This window comes from bacterium (assembly GCA_019912885.1).
Lineage (GTDB): Bacteria > Lernaellota > Lernaellaia > JACKCT01 > JACKCT01 > JAIOHV01.
In genome coordinates, this window is the sequence record JAIOHV010000080.1 from 45641 (window position 1) to 68766 (window position 23126).

Here is a 23126-nt window from a genome sequence, read left to right on the forward strand (position 1 = left end):
TCGTCGATATGGCGGCCATCCGTGCCATTGAAAACGCCTCGCTCGCCCTTGGCCGGATGATCTTCCTCGCGGCGGCGTTCACCTTTTGCACCGCGCCCGCGCTTGCGGACCAGGACGGCGAGGGCGGCGAAAGCGATGTGTTCGAACTTGCGTTTCACGGGTACGGCGAAATCCATTTTTCCTACATGGATTTCGGCCCGAACCAGAATCGCGAGGGCGGCGCGCAAAAGGACGAGCGCCTTGTTTTTGACCAGACGCGTTTTGTTTTTGAGATCGAGGGCGAAATCGAGGAGGCCGACATCGAATTCGAGGCGGAAATCGAGTTCGAGCACGGCGGCACGGGCGCGGCGATGGAGCTCGAATACGAGGAGTTCGGCGAGTACGAATCCGAGGTCGAAAAAGGCGGCGAGGTTGTCGTCGAGGAGTTGTTTGTCAAAAAGGAATTTTTCGACGCGGCGTGGCTGAAGGCCGGGCGATTTTACGTCGCGATGGGCCTGCTTTCGGATTTCCATCTGCCGAATCAGTTCCTCGCGACGCGGCGCGCCGAGGCGGAAAGCACGATCCTGCCGGCGACCTGGGATGAGATGGGTGCGGAAGGCGGCGGGCGATATCGGTGGATCACGTTGACCGGGCAAGTCGTCAACGGACTCGATTCCACGGGCTTCAGCTCACAGCGATGGGTCGCGTCCGGCCATCAGACCCGTTTCGAGGAGGTTCGCGCGACGGATTTGGCGTACGTCGGCCGGCTCGACATTCGCCCCCTCGATGACGCGCGGCTTCTTGTCGGCGGGTCCGTCTATTACGGCGGCACGTCGCGCAATCGCTCGAAGCCCGATCTCGTGAAACGATGCGACGCGGCCAATGACGACGAGGTCGCCCCGTGCGGATATGTCGAGGCGCCCGTGACGATCGTGGACGGTCACCTTCGTTTCGACTTCTGGAACGTACGCGGCCAGGCGGCCTACATCCTTGGGCGTCTGGAAAAGGCGGACGAGATTTCCGAACGCAACGCGCGGCTGTCGAACGCGCTCGACGTGCGTCGCACGCCCGTCGCCGATGAGGCCCGGGCGGCCTGGTTCGAAATAGGTGTCGACGTCATGCCGTATCTCGGAGCGTCCGATCGGCATGCGCTGGAGCCATTCTTTCATTATGACACCTACGACACCATGGCCGCGACCGACGAGGCGTTTTTCGATAATCCGCGCTTTGAGCGCGAGGTCTTCACTGCGGGTCTTTCCTATCTCTACCGCGACGCCGTCTTTGTGAAGGCGGACGGTGCGCTTCGAACCTTTGGCTCGGATGAGCTTCGCGAGGAGCGCACGGCAACCCTCGCGACGGGCTTTGTTTTCTAACCGGTGTATTTCGCAAGGAGAACACGATGAAAAAATGGCGCTTGACCCTCCTCTTCGCCGCGGCGCTCGCCGCGACATTTCTGGCTCCCGCCGGTTGCGGTTGCGGCGACGACGACGATGACGACGCGGGCGACGGCGCGTTTGAGGACGCCGAAATCATCGCGAACTACGCGGACAATGTCGTCATCGCGACCTACGCCTGGCTTGCGGACGAGGCCGCCGGATTGAACCTCGCCGTCATCGCGTTCGGCGACGATCCATCGGACGGGCTTCTCGAGGCCGCGCGCGAGGCTTGGGTCGATACGCGCACGCCGTGGGAGCAGAGCGAGGGGTTCCTGTTCGGCCCGGTGGACAGCCTGGGGCTCGATCCCGCGCTCGATAGCTGGCCGGTCAACCGCAACGACCTGGACGCGGTGCTTGCAAGCGATGATGAACTGACCGAGGAGTACGTCGCGAATCTCGATCCGACGCTCAAGGGCTTCCACACCATCGAATATCTGTTGTTCGGCGAGGGCGGCGCGAAGACCGCCGGCGATTTTACCGAACGCGAATTTTCCTATCTCGTGGCGGTCACCGCGGATCTCGCGGGTGCGGCGGACACGCTCGAAAAGAGCTGGACCGAAGGCGTGGACGGCGCGGAGCCCTACCGCGACGTTTTCGCGACGGCCGGCCAGGAGGGCAACACCGCGTATCCATCGCTCACCGCCGCCGCGCAGGAGATCGTGGACGGCATGGAGGGCATCGCGGACGAGGTCGCCAACGGCAAGATCGCCGATCCGTTCGACAACCAGGATCCGACGCTCGTCGAGAGCCAGTTCAGCTACAATTCGCTGCGCGATTTTTCGGATAACATCCGTGGTATTCTTAATGCCTACACGGGAGGCGTGCCCGGCGCGGGAACATCGGGCCGCGGGCTTTCGGATTTCGTCGCCGAGCGCGATCCGGACCTGGACGCGCGCGTGAAGCAGACGATCGACGAGGCCATCGATGCGCTCGCGGCGATTCCGCATCCGTTTCGCGACGCGATCACCGATGAAGACGCAGCCGACGAGATCGTGGCCGCCCAGGAAGCGATTCGCGCACTATTTCAGGTCATCGAACAGGATCTCCGCGCGCTGGTCATAGGGTAGAAACGCAAAACGACAAACTCGCCGGCGAGTGTCGGCGACGCGAGCCCGCTTTCGGCTTGAACCGGAGGGAGAGAAAAAATGGGTGCCCGAAGCTTTCTGATCATGTACGCGCTCGCGGTCGCGATCGCGTTCCTTGTGAGCTGCAATGACGGCGGCGGCGAGGCTTTCGAAGTCGAGCAGCCGCTTGCGGGAGGCGCCACAACCGTTTTCGATCGATCGTCGAACGCGTTCACGCTGCCGGCGCCAAACCTGACCGAAAGCAATCTGGATATTCATCTCGATGGCGATGTAGCCTTCGAAGCCAGGTTCGTCACCGCGCCGGCCGATGTGAACCCCGGTCTCGGACCCCTGTTCAACAACACATCCTGCAACGGCTGCCACATCCGCAACGGGCGCGGCATGCCCGCCGCCGGCACCGGGCGCGGCGGGACGCAACTATTGGTCCGCGTGGGCATGCCGGGCGCGGTCGCCGGCGACATCGAAACGCAAGTCGGGGTGCCGGGAATCGGCGGCCAGATTCGCGATCACGCGATCTACGGCTACGAGCCGGACGCCGTCGTGTCGATCGATTGGGTCATGTTCGAGGGTACGTATGCCGAGGGCACGCCGTACCATTTGCGTAAGCCGGTTGCCGGCCTTGCGCGCCCGGGCGGCGAACCCTTTCCGCCCGGCCTGTTGACCTCGCTTCGTGTCCCTCCGCCGGTTCACGGGCTCGGACTTCTCGAAGCGCTCGAGGAGGAAACGATTCTCGCGAACGCCGACTCGGACGATCGGGACCGCGACGGAATCTCCGGCCGCCCGAACTACGTGTGGGACGAAGCGGCCGGCGAATATGCGCTCGGACGATTCGGCCTCAAGGCGAATCAGCCAAACCTCCGCCAACAATCCGCGGGAGCCTACGTCAACGACATGGGCGTCACCAGCCCGCTCTTTCCGGAGGAAGACGGACGCTCCGATATCGACGAAACGACGCTCCGCGCCGCGGCGTTTTATGCGCAGACTCTCGGCGTGCCGGCGCGCGTGGATTGGGCCGATCCCGATGTGCGCGCGGGCGAGGCCCTGTTCGAACAGATCCAATGCGCGGCGTGCCATGTCCCGGCGATGCGCACGGGCTTCCACGAGCTCGACGAGCTGTCGGACCAGACGATCCATGCCTATACGGATCTGCTGCTGCACGCGATGGGCCCCGGGCTTGCCGACGGCCGGCCCGACTTCGACGCGACCGGCGAGGAATGGCGCACGCCTCCGTTGTGGGGACTTGGGCTGACGCACACCGTGCTGCCCGGCGCCGGATTGATGCACGACGGACGCGCGCGGACGATCGAGGAAGCGATCCTGTGGCACGGCGGCGAAGCCGAGGCCTCGCGCGAGGCGTTCCGGAATCTCCCCGCGCTCGAACGCGAGCGCCTGCTGGCGTTTTTGAGGAGCCTCTAGGAAAATACGGCCCCCGAACCCGGAGGCGTCCATGCGTGCCGCGGTCCTCCTTTTGTCGCTCGCTTTTCCTTTGCTCGCCGGCTGTTCTTGTGGTGACGACGATGATGACGACGGCGCCGCGTTCGACGACGACTCGGCGTTGGACGACGATCAGGATGACGATGATACGTCAGGCGATGACGACAGCGATGACGACGCTGCCGCAGACGACGACGACGCCGATGATGATAATGCGATTGACGATGACGACGCCGACGACGACGACGCCATCGACGACGATGCGGGAGACGACGACGCCATTGATGACGATGCGGTCGATGACGACGCCGTCGATGACGATACCGGAGACGACGATGCGGTTGATGACGATACCGGAGACGACGACACAACGCCCGCCGCGCTTGCGATCGATTCCGTCGATCCCGCGGCCGGCGGCGCGTCGGTAGCGACGCTCGTCACGATCGAAGGCGATGGTTTTATTGCCGGGATCGAGGTGTACGTCGGTACGGAGGCGGCGACCAACATCGTCGTCGTGTCCGCGACCGAGTTGCACGCGACCTTCCCGCCGATCGAACTCTCGCGGCGCGGCGCGAAGGACGTGCGCGTCGTGCGCGGAGCGGATGAGGCGACGCGGGCGGGCGGATTCGAATATCTATTCGACGAAGATCCTGTTGTCATGGTGCATGGCTTGTGGGGGCAGGGCGCTGATTTCGACAAGATGAAGGAGCGATTCGTTGCCCTCGGATATCCGGCCGATCAGCTTTTCGCCATCGACTTCACGGACGATCAGGCGTCGAGCCGCAAGAACGCGCGCTACGAGCTGCCGCCGTTTGTCGATGACGTGCTGGCGCAAACGGGCGCGGAAAAAGTCGATCTGATTTCGCACAGCATGGGCGGGCTCGCCGCGCGGCTCTACATCAAGACGTACGGCGGCGCGGACAAGGTGCGCGACTACGTTTCCATCTCCGGCACGCAGCACGGCAACAACCTGTCGTGCCCGTTCATCTGGCTCGACGACGGTCCCGCGGAGCTTTGCCCCGCCTACGCGAACCAGAATCAGAGCGAAAACGAGGTGCAGTGGGAGCTGAACGGCGACCCGGATTCCGCGGACGTGGACGAAACACCGTTCGGGCGCGACGAGAGCGGCGGCCTGTCGTATCACGCGCTCTACACGACCGCGGATCTCATCATCTCCCCGTCGACGTCCGGGTGCCTGGATCAGGCGTCGCGCAATGACTGCACCTCGCCGATCAACCAACGCGTCGACGGCGTCGGTCACATCGCGATGGTTTACGACGCGGGCGTGTTCGATGATGTCGCGGCCTGGGTGCGCGCATACAACGTCAGCAAGCCATAAGCTACTCGAACACCACGATCGCCACGCCTTCGCTTTCGCTTTTGATCGTCGGCACCATCATCGTGCGTCCGTTGAATTCGAACGCCACGGAGCGGCGCGGCGTCGTCGGGATGCGCAAGTCGAAACCAGCGAGAAATGCAATCACGTCAAACACCGCCGCCGGTTGCAGGTCGCTTTCGTCGTTGAAGTTCACGTCGAACAGGAAGATCGCGATCGCGGTTTTTTCCGCGGGCGTCAGCTCCTCGGTCGAGATCTCGTTGCCGTCAACGACAAGCGAATCGCGGCCATGCACGATCGCCTGGTTGGTCGTGAAATTCGCGAACACCGCCTCCTCGTCGGAAAATTCGATCACCGAGAGGATGATCCCCGGCAGGCTGCCCGGATCGGGGAACGTGCGGATGTAAACAAGCGGATTCGAGGCGGCAAACGGCTCGCGATAATAGTGAACGGGAATCTCCGGCGAGCCCTCGTTCCAGGCGGCAAACTCGTGCGGCACGCCCGCGCGCACGGGCATTGGCCCGAATCGCCCTTCCGGATCCGACACGGTCGCCTCAACGAGGCTCGCGCGCTCGCCCGTCGCCGGGTCAAGCTCGTACACACGCACCTCGTATCCGTAACGCGGCGTGTTCGTGCCCAAAACGAGCACACGCCCGTTGACGACGATCTCGTCTTCCGGCTGGATTTCGGCGGTCGCGGGCGCGGCGCCGTCGTGGAAAAACGTGTACATCAGTTCGAACGTTTCCTCGCTTGTCGCCACCTGCATGTGATCCTTGCCGTCGATCTCGACGTTCGTCGCGCCGTCAAGCGGACGCACGCCAAGGATCAAGTCGTCCTCGGAGGCGATCGTCATCGTTGGTACGCCGTCGGGCGCCGCGCCGTAGTCGAACGACGCCACGTGAACGTAGTGAGCGACCTTCGCTCGATGATCCGCCGATCGGAGATAGTCGTACGACAATCCGCCGCCCGCCGAATGGCCGACCAGGTCGATCGCCTCGAAGCCCGAGTCGGCAAGCACATCGTCGATGAACGCGGCAAAGCGCGCCTGTTCCGCGTCCTCGTCAAACGCGAGCGTGTTCCAGTCGAACGCGTGAAGGTTCCGCGGGCAGTGGCCGTTTTGGGAAAATCGCATCAATTGATTGGCGAACGTGTCGCCCGCGGCCAGAAACCCGTGCGCGAAAACAATCGGGCGCGCATCCGAGACGCACTCCTGCGAATCGTCGTCGTCGCCGTCGTCGTCGTCATCCGTCGCGTCGTCGTCCGTCGCATCGTCATCGTCCGCGTCGCCGTCGGTGTCATCGTCCACCGCGTCGTCGTCCGGCGGTGTCGCATTGTCATCGTCGTCGTCATTGTCACCGCACGAGCAACCGGCGACGGCAAACGACATCGCGGCGAGGATCAACAATATCGCGACCAACAACGTCTTACGGTTCAAGGCCAAGCTCCTTCAGGTATTTTTCGCCGCCCTCGGCGTTCAGTTTCCAGTAAGGCAAGCGCGTCGAACCGCGCAAAATTGCGGCCTCGCCATCCGTTGTCTCCCATTTCACGACGCGGTGCGGCCACGCGGTCTCGACATACACCGTCGTCGCCGGCCCGACTTTCGGAGCAAACGTCACCGCGCGCGCGGAGAATTCACCCGCGGGCGTCTTGATCTTTGTCGCCTCCGATTCGCGCGTGATCGTCGCGGTCGTGAACGCGAGCGGCGTATGCGTCACGCGGGCGTGTTCAGAAGAGGGCAGATAGGGCACGTCGCCCGCCGGTGTGTCGCCGAAAAAACCGCGTGCGGCGATCAGCAACTCGTCGCCGAGGATTGCGTTCGCCGGGCGGGGAATCGGCTTTGGCTCGTGCGACTCGCCGAAGAAGTAGCTGCGCACGCGGTGGCGCAATTCGTCGCCGCGGGCATTGATCTCCGCGTACACGTGCCCGCACCACTCCTGGCTTGAGAAACTCGATTTCACGAAAGCGCCGCGCGGCCGGCCATTTTGCGCCTCGAGCGCGACAAACGCGCTTGTCATCATGTTGTAGTCGTAGATTCCGGTTTGAAAATCCTTCACGAGATTGAGCTTCATGACCGCCAGGCGATCGTCCGGCGGGATCTGCGTCGTCTCGGCCTTCACCCGCTCCTTTTTGGAAAACGTCTCCGTCACGAAGATCGCCACCGCGCGCCCGTTTCGACTCTCCCCGTAGCGCGGATAGGTCAGGCCGTAGCCGCATAGCTCCGCCTTGCCGTCGCCCCAGTGCGGCCAGAACTTTTCCGAAAATTCGTCCGCGCCGGCGGCGCCGGTCGCCAACAAGAAGGCAAGGGCAACGGTTCCGCGAACCGCCCATCGCGCGCTCGAAACCCGGGCGCCGAAATTCGCCAAAATCTTCAATCTTCAATCCTCAATTTTCAATCCTCAAGGGGATCGTCCTCGTCGTAGCGGCAAAAGCGCCCGGCGCAATGCCGCAGGCGCTCCAGAATATCCGAAAACAGCGTGCGCTGCGCCACGCGCCCGGCGGACATGTCCTTGTGCAGGCTTTCGATCTGATACGGATCGACATCCAGGTCGTAGAATTCGTATTGCGTCTGGAACCACGGCGTAACGGTCTCCACGTACAGGGCGCCCGCCGGCAGGCCGGTTCGCGGAAATTCGCGCACGCCGGCGTGGGTCGCCAGGTCGCCGAACGGATCGTTGATCGCCCAGTGCTCCACCAGAAGCCGCCGCCGCGTCCATTCCGCGTCGCCGGCCCCAAGCAGCGGCGCAAGAGAGCGCCCATCCATGTCGATGGGGTCCTCCAGCCCGGCGTATTCCAGGATCGTCGGCGCCAGGTCGTTGTTCAGGACGATCTCCTCGCGCTCCATTTCCTCGACGCCTCCGGGCGGCCGAATCGCCAGCGGGACGCGGATCGATGGCTCGTACGGCGCGCCTTTTTGCGGAACGCGGTGCTTTCCGAACTGAAACCCGTTGTCGGATGCGAAGATGAACAGCGTGTTCTCAAGCCGCCCATATTCCTTGAGCGCGCTTCCGACCGCTCCGATGAGATCGTCAACGGACAAGAGCGCCTCCTGCCGGTCGTTGAACGCCCGGGCGACGCTCGCGCGATCCTCGTCGCTGAGTTTGGGCCAGAAACGGATCGGAAACGGCTTGTCGCTCATGTCCTCCTCGCTCACCGAGGGTGGCCACGCCGGCTCCAGATTCAGGACGCCCGTGTGCCGAGGCGCGGGCCGGATGGAAAGCGCATAAACGTCGTGCATGGTGTTGCGCTCGTCGTCCCACCAGTCATCGAGAAACTCGTTGTGCGGCGCCGTGACGGAAACCCAGAGAAACATCGGCTGTCCCGGCCGCGCGAGCGCCGACTCGCGGATGAAATCGACGGCGCGCTCGGCGAGCACGTCCGTCTGGTAGTCCTCCGGCGCGTCGCCGTAATACACGACGCGACCGTTGTCGTTCAGCTTGTAGTTGTAAACGAGATACGTCGAGGGATCGATCAGCACCTGCCAGTCGTCCCATCCGGGCGGAACGTACGTCGCGGATGTCGATGCGCCGTAGCCGTTGAGATATTTGCCGACCAGGCCCGTTCGATATCCGCCGTCTTGAAGGATCGTCGCAAGCGTCACCTCGTCCTCGAATTTGTTCACGCCGCCCCGAGGCCGGTTGTTGTTGAGCACACCGTGGTTGTGCGAGTACTGCCCCGTCAGGAACGTCGCCCGCGCCGGGCAGCAAATCGCGTTGGTCACAAACGAATTGAGAAAATTGACGCCCCGGTCCGCGATGAACCGCTCCAGATTGGGCGTCAGTCCGTTTCCGCGAAGCTGGTCGTAGGATTCAAGCTCCTGGTCGTCGGTCATGATGACGACGATATCCGGCCGGGGATCGGGCGGCGTGTCGCGATCGTCGTCGGTTGGAGCCGGGGTGGCCGGCGCGTCGTCATCGCCGTCATCGCCGCTTGAGCTGTCCGTGCATCCGGGCGCCGTCGCCGCGACGATCGCGATGAAGGCGATGGAAACGGCAAGCGCAAAAAACACACGAATCCGCGCGCCCGGTCGAGCGCCGAAGGGGGCTGGCATCGGCGGGGTACCCTCCATGAAACGAAGCAAAACATGAAATCGTTCCGCATGGCGGGCGACGCGATCGCCCGCGGCGGCGCAACGAACCAAATAATGCGTTTCGGGGGCCCGACGCCGCGCGCGGCGCGTTGCGCTCCCCGACCCGATAATGATAAACGAGAATGATATCGATGGGAAAATCTCGCGGCGAGCCCGGCGTGCGCCCCGTGGGTGCCGGAAACCGGCGCCGCACCATGTGAGGGATGAAAACAATGATGCGCGGATTTGGCTTGACGGCGCGCCTTCGTGCCGGACGGGTGTTGCTGGCTTGCGCGATATTGGTCTTGTCGTTCGCCGCGCCGCGCGCCGCCCAGGCGCAGGCGGACGTTCCGCGAACGGTCTTCGCGATCGCGTCCATCAATTCCGGGCCGCTGCGCTATCCGATTCATGTTTTCGCCATTAACGGCAACCAACTCGAATTCTCCGACGAGTTTCGCCCGGACGTCCGTGACGGCGGCCCCGTCGGGCTCGCGGTCGATCCGTATTACGAGCACCTTTTTGTCACCTACGAATTCAGCAATAAGGTCGACGCCTACGACGCGCGCGACGCCACGCCGCTCGGGCAGATCACGCTGTCGGGGACAAGCGACCTATCGGGCATCGACGTGCTCGAATCGCGCAACCAGCTTTTCGTCGTCGATCGCACCGAAAAGGATATTTTCGTCTTCGACACGCAGACATTCGCACCGGTCACGACGTGGGTGCTGCCGACCGGCCAGGGCGCCTACGATATCGAAGTCTTCGATGACTATCAGGGCGCGGATGTCATCTTCGTCACCGACGGCACGAACACCGTCCGCTGGTACGACGTCGATACGCACCAACAAATTGGATCGGCCACGCAGTCGCGCATCGCCAAGAGCCTTGGCGTCAACGTGGAAAGCGACGCGGTGATCTTTTCCGCCTCGATCGGCGTTCATACCGGCGACACGCCGCCGCAGGCCGGCGGACACGATTATCTGGTCAAGTACAACACGGCGAACTCGCAGCAGAACGAGGTTGATCTCGGGGATTCCGGCCGCGGCATCGCGGTGAACGCGCACGACAATGTCGTGTACGTTTCGATCGGCCGTTACAGCACCGGCATCTTCCAGTGGGTGCCCGCGAGCGTCCGCACATTCAACATGACGACGCTCGCCGAAGTCGACCGCGATGACCTGACCTCGCAGTCGTGCCCCGGCAATGTTGAATGCAGCCCGACCGACGTCGTGGTGACGCGCGTCGCCTACGGCAGCGAGCTGACCAAGGAAGTCCTCTCGCATCCTTCAGGCGAATTCAACATCGGCGCCAACGTGACATTCCGCGTCACGATCCGCAACGCGGGCGCGCGCGCGATCGACATCATGCCGTTGACGGATACCTACGATACGACGCAATTGCGTTACGTCAGCTCGAGCCCAGCGTCGAACGACAACATCGATGATGGCCGGATCAACTGGAGCGACCTGACCGCATCGTTCGGCAACAACCTCGCGCCGGGCGCGTCATTCCAGGTTGACGTCACTTTCGTCGCCGACCCGGACGCCTGCAACGATTTCGTCGACGGGACGAATCTCTCCTCGATGACAAACGCGAAGGACGATCTGGGCGGCGCGGTCGCGGATGCGGCCGGCACGGTCGGGTATCGCATCCTTTGCGATTGCACCACGGACAACGATTGCACCGATGGTGTCTTTTGCAACGGCGCGGAAAAATGCATCCTCAATGAGTGCCAACCCGGCACGCCGCCTTGCACGGATGACGGCCTGTATTGCAACGGCGCCGAAAACTGCAACGAGGCCACCGACTCGTGTACGAACTCGGGGAACCCCTGTTCGAACGACGGTGTGTTCTGCAACGGTACCGAAAGCTGCGTCGAATCGACCGACTCCTGCGCGAGTTCCGGCAATCCATGCGGCGACGATCTCTTCTGCAACGGCAACGAGACCTGCAACGAGAACAGCGACCAGTGCGTGTCGGGTACGCCGCCGTGCGCGGATGACGGCCTGTTCTGCAACGGCGTCGAATCCTGCAACGAAGCGTCGGATGCCTGCGCCTCGTCCGGCCCTCCGTGTTCGGATGACGGCCAGTTTTGCAATGGCACCGAGTCGTGCAACGAGGACGCCGATTCCTGCCCCTCATCCGGCGATCCCTGCTCGGACGACGGCCAGTTTTGCAACGGCGCCGAATTCTGCGACGAGCTGGCGAACGAGTGCCGCAGCAACGGCAATCCGTGTCCCGAGGGACAGGCCTGTCTCGAGGACGCCAACACATGCGAGCCGCCGGATTTCGGCGATGACGACATTGACGACGACGTGACGCCCGATGATGACGTGGACGACGATCCGCCCGCGTCCGACGACGACGACGAGCAGGACGCCGACCCGAACATTCCGACGGGCGACGAGGAAGAAGGACCCGGTTGGCCGGAGGGCGATGTGACCGGGGGAAACTGCTGCGGTTGCTGACGAATCCGGTTAGATTGCGGGTATGAACATCTCAACGAACGATCGAGCGCGCGCATCGGCCTGGCCGGTGCGCGCGTTTTTTCTGGCGCTCGTTATCGGCATGTTGATCGCGTCCGCGCCGGCCTGCTCCGGCTGCGGCGATGATGACGCTGATGATTCCGGCGACGATATCGCTGATGACGATATAGCGGACGACGACACGACCGACGACGACAGCGCGGCGGATGACGATTTCGACGACGACATGGATGACGATTTCGATGACGACGCGGCGGACGACGATTCGGTCGGTGACGACGATATTGACGACGACATGTCGGACGACGACGCGCTGGACGACGACACGGGGGACGACGACGCCTCCGATGACGATTCGGCGGATGACGACTCCGCGGACGACGACACGGGCGACGACGACACCGGCGACGACGACGTCAATTGTCCCGAGGTGACGGGGAACCTCGCGGAGCCCTCCACGCAGTTCGTCCCGGCGGGCACGTTCGCCATGGGCAGCCCGGACACGGAACCCGGTCGCCTGGATTATGAGACGCAACATCAGGTGACCCTGACGCGCGCCATGCGCGTGATGACCTACGAGGTGACGCAGTCGCTCTGGAAAGGCGTAATGGGCGACACGCCGCCGTTTCAGGTGAAGTGCGGCGACAATTATCCCGTCGGAACGGTAACCTGGTACGACGCGGTCGAATTCGCCAACGCGCTCTCGGCGGCGCTCGGATACGATGCGTGCTACACGGAAAATCGAGACGGCACGTATTCGTGGGACGTCGATTGCGACGGCTTCCGCCTGCCCACGGAAGCGGAGTGGGAATATTTCGCGCGCGCCGGCAGCACCACCGCGTTCACGAACGGCGAGATCACGGAGGGCAATTGCGCGGACCCGCTCCTGGCGCTTGTCGGCTGGTACTGCGGCAATTCCGGCTTCACGATCCACGAGGTCGGCGGCCTCGCCGCGAACGCCTTCGGACTTCACGACGTTCACGGCAACTTGTGGGAATGGGTGTGGGATAGCTGGTTTGAGGAATTCGGCTACATCTACGCCGATGGACCTGCCACCGATCCAGCCGGCGAGGAAGGCGATCTCATCTTCATTTATCGCGGCGGCAGCATGTTCGCGACATCCATCAACAACCGCCTTGCGTATCGGCGTCCTTCATTGCCGACGCATCTCGACGAGGATAACGGGCTGCGTCTCGTGCGCACCGTGATTCCGGATTGACCGGCGCCGAACGGCCAGCTTGCATCGGCGTGGCGCTGTCAGGGCCGCAAATGCAGTCACTCCGCTCCGGGCGGAGTGACGAAGTGCGCGGTCGACACCGCCCCGGCATCGATGCACCGTCGAACGATTCGCGAGACACGGCCGAAGCGCGGCTCATAACGCGCACGACCGGACTCGCCAGCTTCATCGCGTTCGCGGGATTTCTCGCGGGCTCGTCTCCGCTTGTCTTCTGGAGGGATTCCGCCGAGTTCGCGATGCTCGGCCACAATCTCGATATCGGTCACCCGGCCGGCAGCCCCGCGTTCAGCATCGCGGAAAAATGGTTCGACCTGCTTCCGCTTGGAGCGATCTCGTATCGCCCCGTCATCCTCACCATGCTGTTTGGCGCGCTCTCGGCCGCGTTGCTGGCGCGCCTTGTCGCGGAAATCGGCCGAGACGCCGGACAACCCGCCGCCGGCGCCGCGGGTGGGCTGCTCGCCGCGTTTTCCTTCGCGTTCGCGCCGGCGCTTTTTGAGTGGACGGTCGCGCCGGAGGTTTACACGGGGCAGTTGGCGGCGATGTTCGGCGTCTTGTTTCTGGCCTGGCGCGCGCGCGCCGGCGGCGCCGGGATCGACCGACGCATTTTCTACCTCGCGGGTCTCGTGCTCGGGCTTGGTTGCGGCATGCACATGGCGACCGTGCTGCTGGCGCCGGGCCTGGCGTTCCTGCTTTTCGCGTCGCACCCCCGGCCGCGCTTGGCGCGCGATTTCGCGTTGTTCGGGCTTTTTTTCACCGTCGGTTTTTCCGTCTACGCATTGCTTCCGATCCGCTCGGTGACGGAACCCCCGTTTGATTACGGCAACGTCGAAACGGGTCCCGCGTTTTTCGCGCACATCACCGGACGCGCGTATTCCGACGTGCTCGCCAGCTTTCCGTGGCCGCGCGCCGCGTTCAATCTGCGCGCGCTCGCCGGGCACATTCCCGGCGAGCTTTCCTGGCCGGCGGCGGTGCTTACGGCCGTGGGGACGCTAGCGATCCTGCGTGCCGCGCCCGTCGCGTTCGCCGCGATCGCGCTCATGATCGCCGGGCACTTCTATCTCTACATCCGCGACTGGAGCGCCTCGTTCGGCTATCTGCCGGTGCTCGGCCTTTTCGCATTCGGCGCCGGCTCCGGCGTCGTCGCGATCGCGCGACGCGTCAATTCAAACGCGCCCCTACAACGATGGGTGAATATCGCCTTGTTCGCCGTCGCGGCCCTCGTGCTCGCGACGCAATCCGCGCGCGCGCTCACGCGGCATTCGCACGCGCGGCACGACACGATGCACCGGCACGCGCGCACGCTACTCGATTCGTTGCCGCCGTTTGCGATCTACGTCAGCCACCTGGACGCAAACAGCTATCCGGTTTTCTTCATGCAGAGCGTGGAGCGCTTCCGCGAGGATGTCGCGCACGTGCAACGCGCCTGGTTACCGTTTCCCGATGAATTGCGCCGCCGCGCGCCGTCAATCGACTGGTCGGGGTATCGTCCGGATGAACCCTTCTCGGCGCATCGAACGCTGCTTGCACAACCGGGCCGAGCGGCCTTTTGGGATTACGGCTGGGAGGACATGGGCCTGATCGACGCGACCGGCCTGGCGCCGCACGGATTTCTGTATCGCGTCGTCGAGCCCGGCAGTTTTTGGCCTCTCGAGGACGATCCGGTTTACCGCGAGCGATTCGTGCCGATTCAGCGTCGCGGCAATCGATTCGAATTCGATTTCACCTTTCGCGACATCTACGCGACGCGCCACGCGCTACGCGCGAAAATGGCGTTTGACCGAGGCGACTACGCAACGTCCGAGCGGGACATGCGCCGCGCGGTGAAGATCGATCCCGAAAGCGGGCAGCATCGAGCGCGGCTTGCGATCGCGCAATCGGCGCGGCGAAACGCGCGCGAGGCGTATACCAACGCGCTCGCGGCGACCGAACTTGAGCCGTGGCGCGCGGAGAACTGGAACATCCGCGCCGCGATGGAGCAGGGGATCGGCCTTGAGAAAGAATCGGCGAATTCCTACGCGCGTTCTCTTGAGATCAACCGATACCAGTTCCAGCCCGCCGTTCAGCTTGCCGCGTTGCACCTCGCGGCCGGGCGCTTCGGCGACGCGCTCGCGAAGTCGCGCGACGCCCTCGCGGCCTCGCGAAGCGACGACGAGCGCGCGCTCGCCGAGCAGACGCGCGTGCGCGCGCTCATCGGGCTGGGACGCTGCGGCGAGGCGCTCCCCGCGATCGACGCGTTGTTGTTCGCCGACCCAAACGATGCGAAGCTTGAAGGACTTCGCCGGTATTGCGAGTCGCGCGGCACGGTCCCGCCAGAATTGGAACCGCGACCGTGAGGCAGCGGGTACCACGGGTACGAACCGCGAACGTGAGAGAGCGGGTATGCTCGGAGAAACCGTGACGGAAAACCGCCGTGTGGACCTTTCAATCGTCGTGCCCGTTTTCAATGAGCGGTCGCGCCTCGCGTGGGGTCTGGAAGAAATCGTCAATTTTCTGCGGGCCGCGCCGATAGCCAGTGAGGTCATCGTCGTGGACGACGGCAGCGCCGACGGCACCGCCGACGCCGCGATCGAACTGCTCGATGGGCGCGTCGCCTTCGAGGTCATCCGCGTGCCGGAAAATCGGGGCAAGGGTCATGCGGTCAAAATCGGCATGCTGCGCTCGCGCGGCGCCGTCCGCCTTTTCACCGACATCGACATCTCCGTTCCGATCGATACCGCGACGGAATTCTTCCGGTGCGTCTCGGAGGGCGCGGACGTCGTCATCGGCACGCGCAAGGTCGCCGAGTCCCAGGTGATGGTGCACCAGCCGTATTATCGCGAATCGCTCGGTGGCGTGTTCCGATGGATCTCGCGGGTGCTCTGCGCGCCGCCCGTCACCGATTTTACCTGCGGCTTCAAGGCTTTTTCGGCGCGCGCGACCGGGGCCATCTTCACGCAATCGGTCATCCCGCGCTGGTCGTTCGATGCGGAGATTCTCTTTCTCGCCTACCGCATGGGTTTCCGCATCGTGCAATTGCCCGTGACGTGGTACGACTCGCGCGAGTCGAAGGTCCGCCTGGGCGTCGATACCGTTCGCAGCTTCGTCGAACTTCTGCAGATCCGGGTGCACCAAATCGCGGGGCGTTACATCATCGCCAAATCTTACCAGGGACACCTCGAACGCGCGCCGCGCGCGTCCGCCGCGCGCACCCCGGCCGATACGCATGCCCCTGGGGACGAGCGAAAAAGCGCGTAATCTTTCAGCGCGCCGTCTCGTAAACGGCTGACAGCATCCCCGCCACGTTCTCTGTGCCGTAACGCTCCCTCGCCCTTGCGGCGGCCCGTTCGCCAAGCGCGCGCGCGTAATCGGCGTCCGCCATAACGCGATCGATCGCCGCCGAGAGCGCCTCGGCGTCCTCGTTTGCGACAAGCACGCCCGCGCCATCCGCGAGCAATTCCTCCGGCCCGCCACAGCGCGTCGCGACGACGGGCAATCCGATTGCCATCGCCTCCAGGCAAGCGACACCAAATCCTTCGTGCCGGCTCGGCACGACGCACACCGCCGCGCCGGCGAGGCGCGACAGGGCCGTGTCGTGTGCCAACTCGCCCGCGAACGAGACGCGATCCGCGACGCCAAGGCGCGCCGCCGATTCGGCTAGCGTTTGACGCAGCGGACCGTCGCCGACAAAGACAAGCGTCGCTTTCGGGGCGGAAAGCCGGGCGAAGGCGGAAAGCAGGAAGTCCGGTCCTTTCTCGTGCGACAGACGCCCGACGCACACGATCTCCCGCTCCTTCGCCGGCGTTCGCGTCGGCAAACGTGCCGGATCGATCGCGTGCGGCACGATGCGTACGCACGCCGCATCGATGCCAAGCACCGCCGCCTCGCGCCGCATCGCGTCGCTCGCGACAATGACCGCGGACGCGCGCCGGGCGACGTATCGCGCCACTCGCCGCATGAGATCGCTTTTGGTCAAAAGGTCGCTGCCGTGAAACGTCACCACGACGGGTCGACCCGAACGCAGAGCGCACAGGCCGGCGGCGGTCCAATGCGCGTGCACGATATCGGCGCGGCGCGCCTCGCGCCGGACGATCCGCGCCATCGCGGCGAGAAACACGGGAACGAGCAACCAGCGCCATTTTCGCGCGCGCAGGTTCGCAAGAATTCCGCCGCCATACGCCACCTGCTCGAGCGCCTCGGGCGCGTAGCGAAAACGCACGACACGGACGCCGTCGATCGTCTCGTCGCGCGCAAGCCCGCGAGCGTGCGGGCAAACGACGGTTACGTTTGCGCCGGCGTCGGCCAGCGCGCGGGCCTGGGCGTGGACGAACGTGCCGGAACCGTGCCCCGCGCGGTTCGGATAGCTCGTGCTGACAAACAGGACGGATGGGGGGCGCGCCGCGCCGTCAGGCGTCGTCACGATGATCGTATCGGCGCGATTCGAGAAGTTCGGTGAGGAAGCGGCGATTCGCGGCGAGCAGATCGGCGACGACGCCGAGCGTCACCACCTGAAAACCGACGATCGCAAGGACGGCCGCGAGGATCAGGCTCTGCACGTGCCCGCGCCCGCCTTCGGTGGCGTAGTAATAAAGGAAGCGCAGGCCGAGAATCATCGCGGGAGCAATCAGCGCCGCGCCCACGGCGGCGAACGCGCGGAACGGTTCGTACAGCACGAAGATGCGCAGGATCGTCCCGACCGATCGCGCGATGTACTGCGGATTGGAACGGATCAGGCGCGATTCGCGCGTTTTCGGATTCGTTTCAATCGGCACGGAGATGACGGCCAAGCCCTCGCGGCCCGCCTGAATCAGCGTCTCCAGAGTATACGTGTAACCCGAAACGACGTTCAGCCGCGCCGCGGCCTGGCGCGAAAACGCGCGGAATCCGCTGGTGGCGTCAGCGATGTCCGCGCCCGAAAAGCGGCGGACGACGCCCGTGCCCGCGCGCTGCAACCACCGTTTCGTCGCGCTGAAATGGGGGATGCGATCCATATCGCGTGCGCCGACGACGATATCCGCGGCGCCGGCGACGATCGGCTCGACAAGGCGCGGGATATCCTCGGCGCGATACTGGTTGTCGGCGTCGGTGTTGACGATGACGTCCGCGCCCCGGCGCAGGCTCTCGCGCAGCGCGGCGGCGAATGTCTGAGCGAGCCCGCGATTCTTCGGCCACCCTACGACATGATCCGCGCCCGCGCGCCGCGCGGCGTCGCGCGTGGCGTCGGCGCTGCCGTCGTCGAACACGAGCACTTCGACGGCGTCAAACCCCGGCACGTCGCGCCGGATCGCGGCGATGGCGTCGGCGATGGTCGATGCCTCGTTGAACGCCGGGATCTGCACGATGAGCTTCACGCGGTCCGCCGTTAGTCGGTGAAACGAAACTTGATGAGCGCCCAGATCGCGCCGAAGCCGTCCCGCCAGGTGATTTTCTTGCCCTCGTGAAAATCGCGCCCGGCGTAGGTGATCGGCACCTCGAAGACCTTGCACTTCTGCTTGAAAACCTTCGCCGTGATTTCCGGCTCGAAATCGAAACGATCCGAACGGATTTGCACGGCGCGGAAAATATCGGTGCGAAACGCCTTGTAGCAGGTTTCCATGTCCGTCAGCATCGTGTCGTACAGCAGGTTCGTGATGAACGTCAGCATGCGGTTTCCGACCCAGTGCCAGAACAGGAAGGCGCGGTGCGTCCCGAGAAAACGCGAACCGTACACGACATCCGCCTTGCCTTCTTCGATCGGCTTGAGCAACACGTGGTAGTCGCGCGGGTCGTACTCTAGGTCGGCGTCCTGGATCACCGTGACGTCGCCGGAGATATGCTGCTGCGCGGTGCGGATCGCCGCGCCCTTGCCGCGATTGCGCTCGTGATACACGACGCGCACGCCCTCGCGCCCTTCCACGTTCTCGCGCAAAAGTTCGCGCGTGCCGTCGGTACTGCCGTCGTCGACGATGATCAATTCCTTGTCGAGATCAACGGCCAGCACAAGATCGACGATCCGGAGGATCGTCTCCTTCTCGTTGAAAACCGGCATGAGGATGGAGAGCTTCATTCGGGTTCGCCGCGGTTGAGCGTGGATAAGAGGCCGCGCGCGGCTTCGGCCAGGCGCTCCGGTGCGTGGGGCGCGTCGGCCACCGCCGACAATTCCTTGTACGCGATTTCGATTTTTCCCTGGCGGAGGTGAATATATCCAAGGACATACCGCGCCACAAGCGATTCCGGCTCGTAGCTTTGCAACTCCTCGGCACGCCGGCCGGCGTCGACCCATCGGCCGTCCATCGCATCGAGCTGCGCGAGCCCTTCGAGGGCTCCCACGATGCTCCCGCGATTCGCGCTCTGGCGATACGCGGTCAGAAAATGCCGGCGCGCCGCGACGCGGTCGCCGGCCTGGATCGCGCAATCGCCAAGTCCGATGTATGCCTCCGGCGCTCGCGGTCCCGACCGCGTGGCGCGGGCGTACATGGAACACGCGCCGTCAATATCGCCCGTCGCGTAGAGTTCCGTTCCGAGATTGGAAAGCACGGTGACCGACCGGTCGTCTTTGATGTAGGCGTCGGTCCATAGCAACGCGGAATGTGACCAGACGTGCGTTCGATGAAGCGTGTGCGCGGCGAATAGTCCGATCGCCGCCACGCCGAGAGCCAAGGTGAAGGCGCGCCGTGGGCCGGACACGGCGTCAAGCAGGCGCAAAAATAGCGCCGCGCCGCAAAGGGCAAGCCCGCCCAGGGCGGCATAAAGATACCGTTCCGCGAGCACGGTGTCCGACGCGACGATCTGCGAGAACGGCAAAAGGGCGACGAGCGCGAACGCCAGGCCGAGCGCGATCCACGATCCGCCGGCCCGCCGGCGAAAAAGGTAAACCAACCCGCAAACCAGTAGCACCCCCGTGAACCAGAACGCGGGTGAGGACGGCGTTCTTGCCGGCGTTTCATAGGCGGGGCGTAGCGCGAAGGGGACTACAACTTTCGCGAGTCCGTGCGCCAGCGCCGGGAGCGCCGTCGCGACGCGATCGAGAAGCGGCGGCGCTTCCGATATGTCAACGCGCGCCACGCGTCCGATGACCGCCGCGCGCAGCGCAATATACATCGCGGTCAGCGCGGCCGCGTAAGCAAGCGCGGTTTTTTCGTATGCCAAAAGGGGAATGCGCGCCGGCGATGTCGATTGAATAGCGCGGGATCCGGGCGGCGGCGAGATCCAAAACCACGCGGCGAAATAAGCGGGAATCGTCACCGCCTCCTCGCTGGCCAGCATGGCCGCGAGCGAAACGGCGAGCGCGGCGGCGAGCGCCGGCACGTCTTTGCCTTTCCGGCCGCGCGCGAAAAGGGCGACCGCGGCAAAGGTTAACGCGATGCCGGGCAGATCGAGCGCACCGGCGGTGTTGGCCGCACGGTCGGCGTGTACGGGATGAACGGCGAAAATCAGCGCGGCGGCGCCGGCAAGGCGCGGCGCCGCACCCAGCGATGTGAGCATCCAGGCGAACGCGATCGTCGCGCCGGCATGCAACGACACCGCGAGCGCGCGCCAGGCCACCGGCGAATATTCAAACGCGGCGTACCAGAGCGCGGCGAGCGCCGGGCGTATGGGACGATAAAGCCCGTGCTGATCCGTCGCGAAAAACGAAGGGATATTTTTGATCGACCGAATCGACTCGTCGTAGAGAATGAACGGCAGGTCGTCCCACATGAACGGCTTGCCAAGCGACGCGGCATAAAGCGCTGCCGCCGCGAGACCCGGCGCCAAAATCGCGGCCAGGCGCGAGGATCGACCGGACGTCGCGCGCGGTTCGGGTCCGGCGCCGCCCGACATCATGGCGTGCGGCCGATCATTTGAATCAGGGCGCCAACGCGCGGATCGTTCGGGAATCGAGCGGATAATTCACCGGCCGCGTCGCGCGCGCGTTCGGGATCGCCGTGCGTCGCGTACAGATTCGCAAGCCGCGCCAGCGCGCGCGGATCTTCGGGAAGGATCGCGTCGGCCTTGCGGAGGGCCGTTGCCGCATCATCGAATCGCCCGCTTGTTTCGAAATCGTGCGCGCGGCGAAGCAGATGAAAGTGCGCGTTATCGAGGATCGTGCGCGTGTGGTGATCGTGCGGAATATCCGCGACGTAGGGCGACAAGGGAAGGCGCGACCAGACCGTGGGATCGCATGCGCGCCCGTCCCACACGAATCCGAGTCCGCATCCGCGGATGAGACCCGCGTTCGACCAGGCCGAAACGATCGCATGATCAACCGGATCTTCCGACGCGCTGAACAGTCCGAAGAGCGGCACGCCCGCGCGGCGAAGGGCGTCGGCCCGGGCAAAAAACGCGGCGTTTCGCGACGGCGCGAACGCGGCCTCGTTCGCCGCGAGATCGTCCGGCAGCCAGCCGGGCAGGGCGGCCGTCACCCAATCCGCGTTCATGCCGACGCGCGGCAACACGGCGACATCCTCGCGATACCGCTCGACGCGCTGGTAATACCAGAGCGGAAAGACATTGTTATCGCCGCCGACCGCAAGCGCGTATCGCGGTTCGGGATACGCAAGCGCGGCTTTGGCGAATGATTCCCCGACGTAATGCCGCGACAGATCGGCCGGCTCGCGATTTTGCCAAAGCGGAATCACCGCGACAAAGACAAGCGCGGCGCCGATCGCCCATCTGTACCGGGCTTGATCCAGCAACGCGGCAAATCCAACGCCCGCCAGGATCGCGCACGTCGCGGTCAGCGCCGTCATGTAGCGAAGAATCTGATGAAACTCGTCGGGACCGATGTAGTTGACGCGAATCGCGACCGTCGCCGCGCACGCGAAAAGAAGTGCGCCAAGGAGCGCCCGGTCGCGTCGCATAAGGACAAGAGCGCCGAAGGCCGCGCCGATCGCCACAAGGGGACTCATCTCGGTCGCGAGGCTCGCCAGGATGACGCGCGTCATGCCGAGCTTTTCCGCGAGCGTTCCCGCGCCCATCTTTCCGGCCCACTGCCGCTGCGTCATGGCGTCGAGAAAACGTGAAAAGTTTTCGGGGTCGCCCCAGTTGAGTACGGGTTCGGCCATCGCGCGCAACGGCAGGAACGCAAACAACGACGCGCCGGCGACAAGAAAAAGGCCGGCGAGCGCCGTGTCGCGCAACGTGAGCATCCGCGCGCGCGACACGATGAGCACCGCCGGCGCAAGCCCGATCGGCAGAATCAACTGGTGATGCGCGAGGCCGACACCGCCGGCGAGAGCGGTCAGAAATAACCAGCGGCGGTCGCCGGTGTCGCGCCAGGCGAGAGCGGTCAGAAGGAGCAGCGCGAGAAAAATCGGAAGGAGCGGATACGCGCGCACCTTCGCGGCCTGATCGAAAAACGTCGCACCGAACGCGAACGCGAGCGCGACCGCAATGCCGGCCTCCACGCGCCGCGTCAATCGGCGCACGACCAGAAAGACGAACGCCGCCGCGCCCGCCGCGCCAAGCGCCGTCGCGAGGTTTGCGCGAAACGCGTGGGATCCGAACGGAAACAGCGCGACGGCGTGGCCGAGGTGCGTGAAGGTGGGATAGCTTGGCGAGTGCGATAGAGAAAGGGTCGCGAACGCGGTGGCGTATTCGCCGGAATCCCCAAGGTGAATCGTGGGGCAGATCGCCTCCAGATAAACGCCGAGTGCCGCCGCGAATACGGCCACCGCCGCCGCGAGCGCGGTGCGATCGATCGGCATTTCGGCGTCGGCCGAATCGGAAGCCGTCACGATTCGCTCTCCGGCGCCGCGATCACGCGGTACAGTTCGAAATCCGGAGCGCCGGCCACGAGGCGGAATATATCCGGTCTCTCGCGCGCCCAGGTCCTTTCGAGGGGAAAGCCATTTTCGTCCCAGCGGATGTAGCCGCGTTCGGGGCCGCGAACCGGCTCGACAAACAGATGATCGACGCCCCGCGTGACGATCGCTTGGGCCCAGGCATCGGGGTCGGGCGCAAGGCGTCTCCAGGGATATTTTTCGCTCGAGAGATCGAGCGCGCCCGACCCCGATGCCTGGGCCCAAGCGATCGTCACGCGGGGCGTCGATCATCTGTTTGTCGAGCCGGTTCGCGGCCCCGAACGCGGCTACATCCGCTGGGACGAAAATGGCTTTCCCCTCGAAAGGACC

17 protein-coding genes are annotated in these 23126 nt (G+C 64.5%); 8 read left to right on the forward strand and 9 right to left on the reverse strand.

Features of this window, described 5'->3' with window-relative positions; all coding sequences use genetic code 11:
• Positions 1-8 precede the first annotated feature (8 nt).
• The 4 genes from K8I61_06810 (at position 9) to K8I61_06825 (ending at position 5273) form a co-directional block, all read left to right on the forward strand.
• A complete protein-coding gene (locus K8I61_06810; protein MBZ0271729.1) occupies positions 9-1352 on the forward strand; it encodes a hypothetical protein in 1344 nt (447 codons plus the stop codon).
• 26 nt (positions 1353-1378) lie between these two features.
• On the forward strand, positions 1379-2482 hold the full coding sequence (locus K8I61_06815) for a peptidase M75 (GenBank protein MBZ0271730.1): 1104 nt from the start codon (positions 1379-1381) through the stop codon (positions 2480-2482).
• 78 nt (positions 2483-2560) lie between these two features.
• The gene (locus K8I61_06820; GenBank protein MBZ0271731.1) at positions 2561-3916 is read left to right on the forward strand and encodes a thiol oxidoreductase; all 1356 of its coding nucleotides are present in this window, start codon (positions 2561-2563) and stop codon (positions 3914-3916) included.
• A gap of 31 nt (positions 3917-3947) precedes the next feature.
• A complete protein-coding gene (locus K8I61_06825; protein ID MBZ0271732.1) occupies positions 3948-5273 on the forward strand; it encodes an IPT/TIG domain-containing protein in 1326 nt (441 codons plus the stop codon).
• A 1-nt stretch (position 5274) separates the two neighbouring features.
• On the opposite strand, the gene K8I61_06830 is transcribed toward K8I61_06825, so the two are convergent.
• Genes K8I61_06830 through K8I61_06840 form a run of 3 tightly spaced genes read right to left on the reverse strand, consistent with a single transcriptional unit; the run spans position 5275 to position 9318 of the window.
• Positions 5275-6705, reverse strand: coding sequence for a hypothetical protein (locus K8I61_06830; GenBank protein MBZ0271733.1), 1431 nt, complete (start codon positions 6703-6705; stop codon positions 5275-5277).
• Positions 6695-7642 (reverse strand): hypothetical protein, encoded by a 948-nt coding sequence (locus K8I61_06835; GenBank protein MBZ0271734.1) that lies wholly within the window; start codon positions 7640-7642, stop codon positions 6695-6697. Before K8I61_06835 ends, K8I61_06830 begins: the two co-directional genes overlap by 11 nt.
• 17 nt (positions 7643-7659) lie before the next feature.
• On the reverse strand, positions 7660-9318 hold the full coding sequence (locus K8I61_06840) for a sulfatase (GenBank protein ID MBZ0271735.1): 1659 nt from the start codon (positions 9316-9318) through the stop codon (positions 7660-7662).
• A 251-nt stretch (positions 9319-9569) separates the two neighbouring features.
• On the opposite strand from K8I61_06840, the gene K8I61_06845 reads away from it, so the two are divergent.
• The 4 genes from K8I61_06845 (at position 9570) to K8I61_06860 (ending at position 16293) form a co-directional block, all read left to right on the forward strand.
• Positions 9570-11804, forward strand: coding sequence for a hypothetical protein (locus K8I61_06845; GenBank protein ID MBZ0271736.1), 2235 nt, complete (start codon positions 9570-9572; stop codon positions 11802-11804).
• A gap of 22 nt (positions 11805-11826) precedes the next feature.
• Positions 11827-13041 carry a formylglycine-generating enzyme family protein gene (locus K8I61_06850; GenBank protein ID MBZ0271737.1) on the forward strand — a complete coding sequence of 405 codons (1215 nt, stop codon included), beginning with the start codon at positions 11827-11829 and terminating at the stop codon, positions 13039-13041.
• An 83-nt stretch (positions 13042-13124) separates the two neighbouring features.
• Positions 13125-15392 carry a DUF2723 domain-containing protein gene (locus K8I61_06855; protein ID MBZ0271738.1) on the forward strand — a complete coding sequence of 756 codons (2268 nt, stop codon included), beginning with the start codon at positions 13125-13127 and terminating at the stop codon, positions 15390-15392.
• 61 nt (positions 15393-15453) lie between these two features.
• Entirely contained in the window at positions 15454-16293 is an 840-nt protein-coding gene (locus K8I61_06860) for a glycosyltransferase (protein MBZ0271739.1), read from the forward strand.
• 4 nt (positions 16294-16297) lie between these two features.
• Here K8I61_06860 and K8I61_06865 read toward each other — a convergent pair whose 3' ends face one another.
• Genes K8I61_06865 through K8I61_06890 form a run of 6 tightly spaced genes read right to left on the reverse strand, consistent with a single transcriptional unit; the run spans position 16298 to position 23032 of the window.
• Positions 16298-17455: a glycosyltransferase gene (locus K8I61_06865; protein ID MBZ0271740.1), complete on the reverse strand. Its 1158-nt coding sequence runs from the start codon at positions 17453-17455 to the stop codon at positions 16298-16300.
• Positions 17442-18386, reverse strand: coding sequence for a glycosyltransferase family 2 protein (locus K8I61_06870; protein ID MBZ0271741.1), 945 nt, complete (start codon positions 18384-18386; stop codon positions 17442-17444). Before K8I61_06870 ends, K8I61_06865 begins: the two co-directional genes overlap by 14 nt.
• Before the next feature lie 11 nt (positions 18387-18397).
• Entirely contained in the window at positions 18398-19081 is a 684-nt protein-coding gene (locus K8I61_06875; protein MBZ0271742.1) for a glycosyltransferase family 2 protein, read from the reverse strand.
• A complete protein-coding gene (locus K8I61_06880; GenBank protein ID MBZ0271743.1) occupies positions 19078-20838 on the reverse strand; it encodes a tetratricopeptide repeat protein in 1761 nt (586 codons plus the stop codon). The genes K8I61_06875 and K8I61_06880 overlap by 4 nt, the downstream gene beginning before the upstream one ends.
• The gene (locus tag K8I61_06885; GenBank protein ID MBZ0271744.1) at positions 20835-22730 is read right to left on the reverse strand and encodes a DUF2723 domain-containing protein; all 1896 of its coding nucleotides are present in this window, start codon (positions 22728-22730) and stop codon (positions 20835-20837) included. Before K8I61_06885 ends, K8I61_06880 begins: the two co-directional genes overlap by 4 nt.
• Entirely contained in the window at positions 22727-23032 is a 306-nt protein-coding gene (locus K8I61_06890; GenBank protein MBZ0271745.1) for a hypothetical protein, read from the reverse strand. The genes K8I61_06885 and K8I61_06890 overlap by 4 nt, the downstream gene beginning before the upstream one ends.
• Positions 23033-23126: the final 94 nt, after the last annotated feature.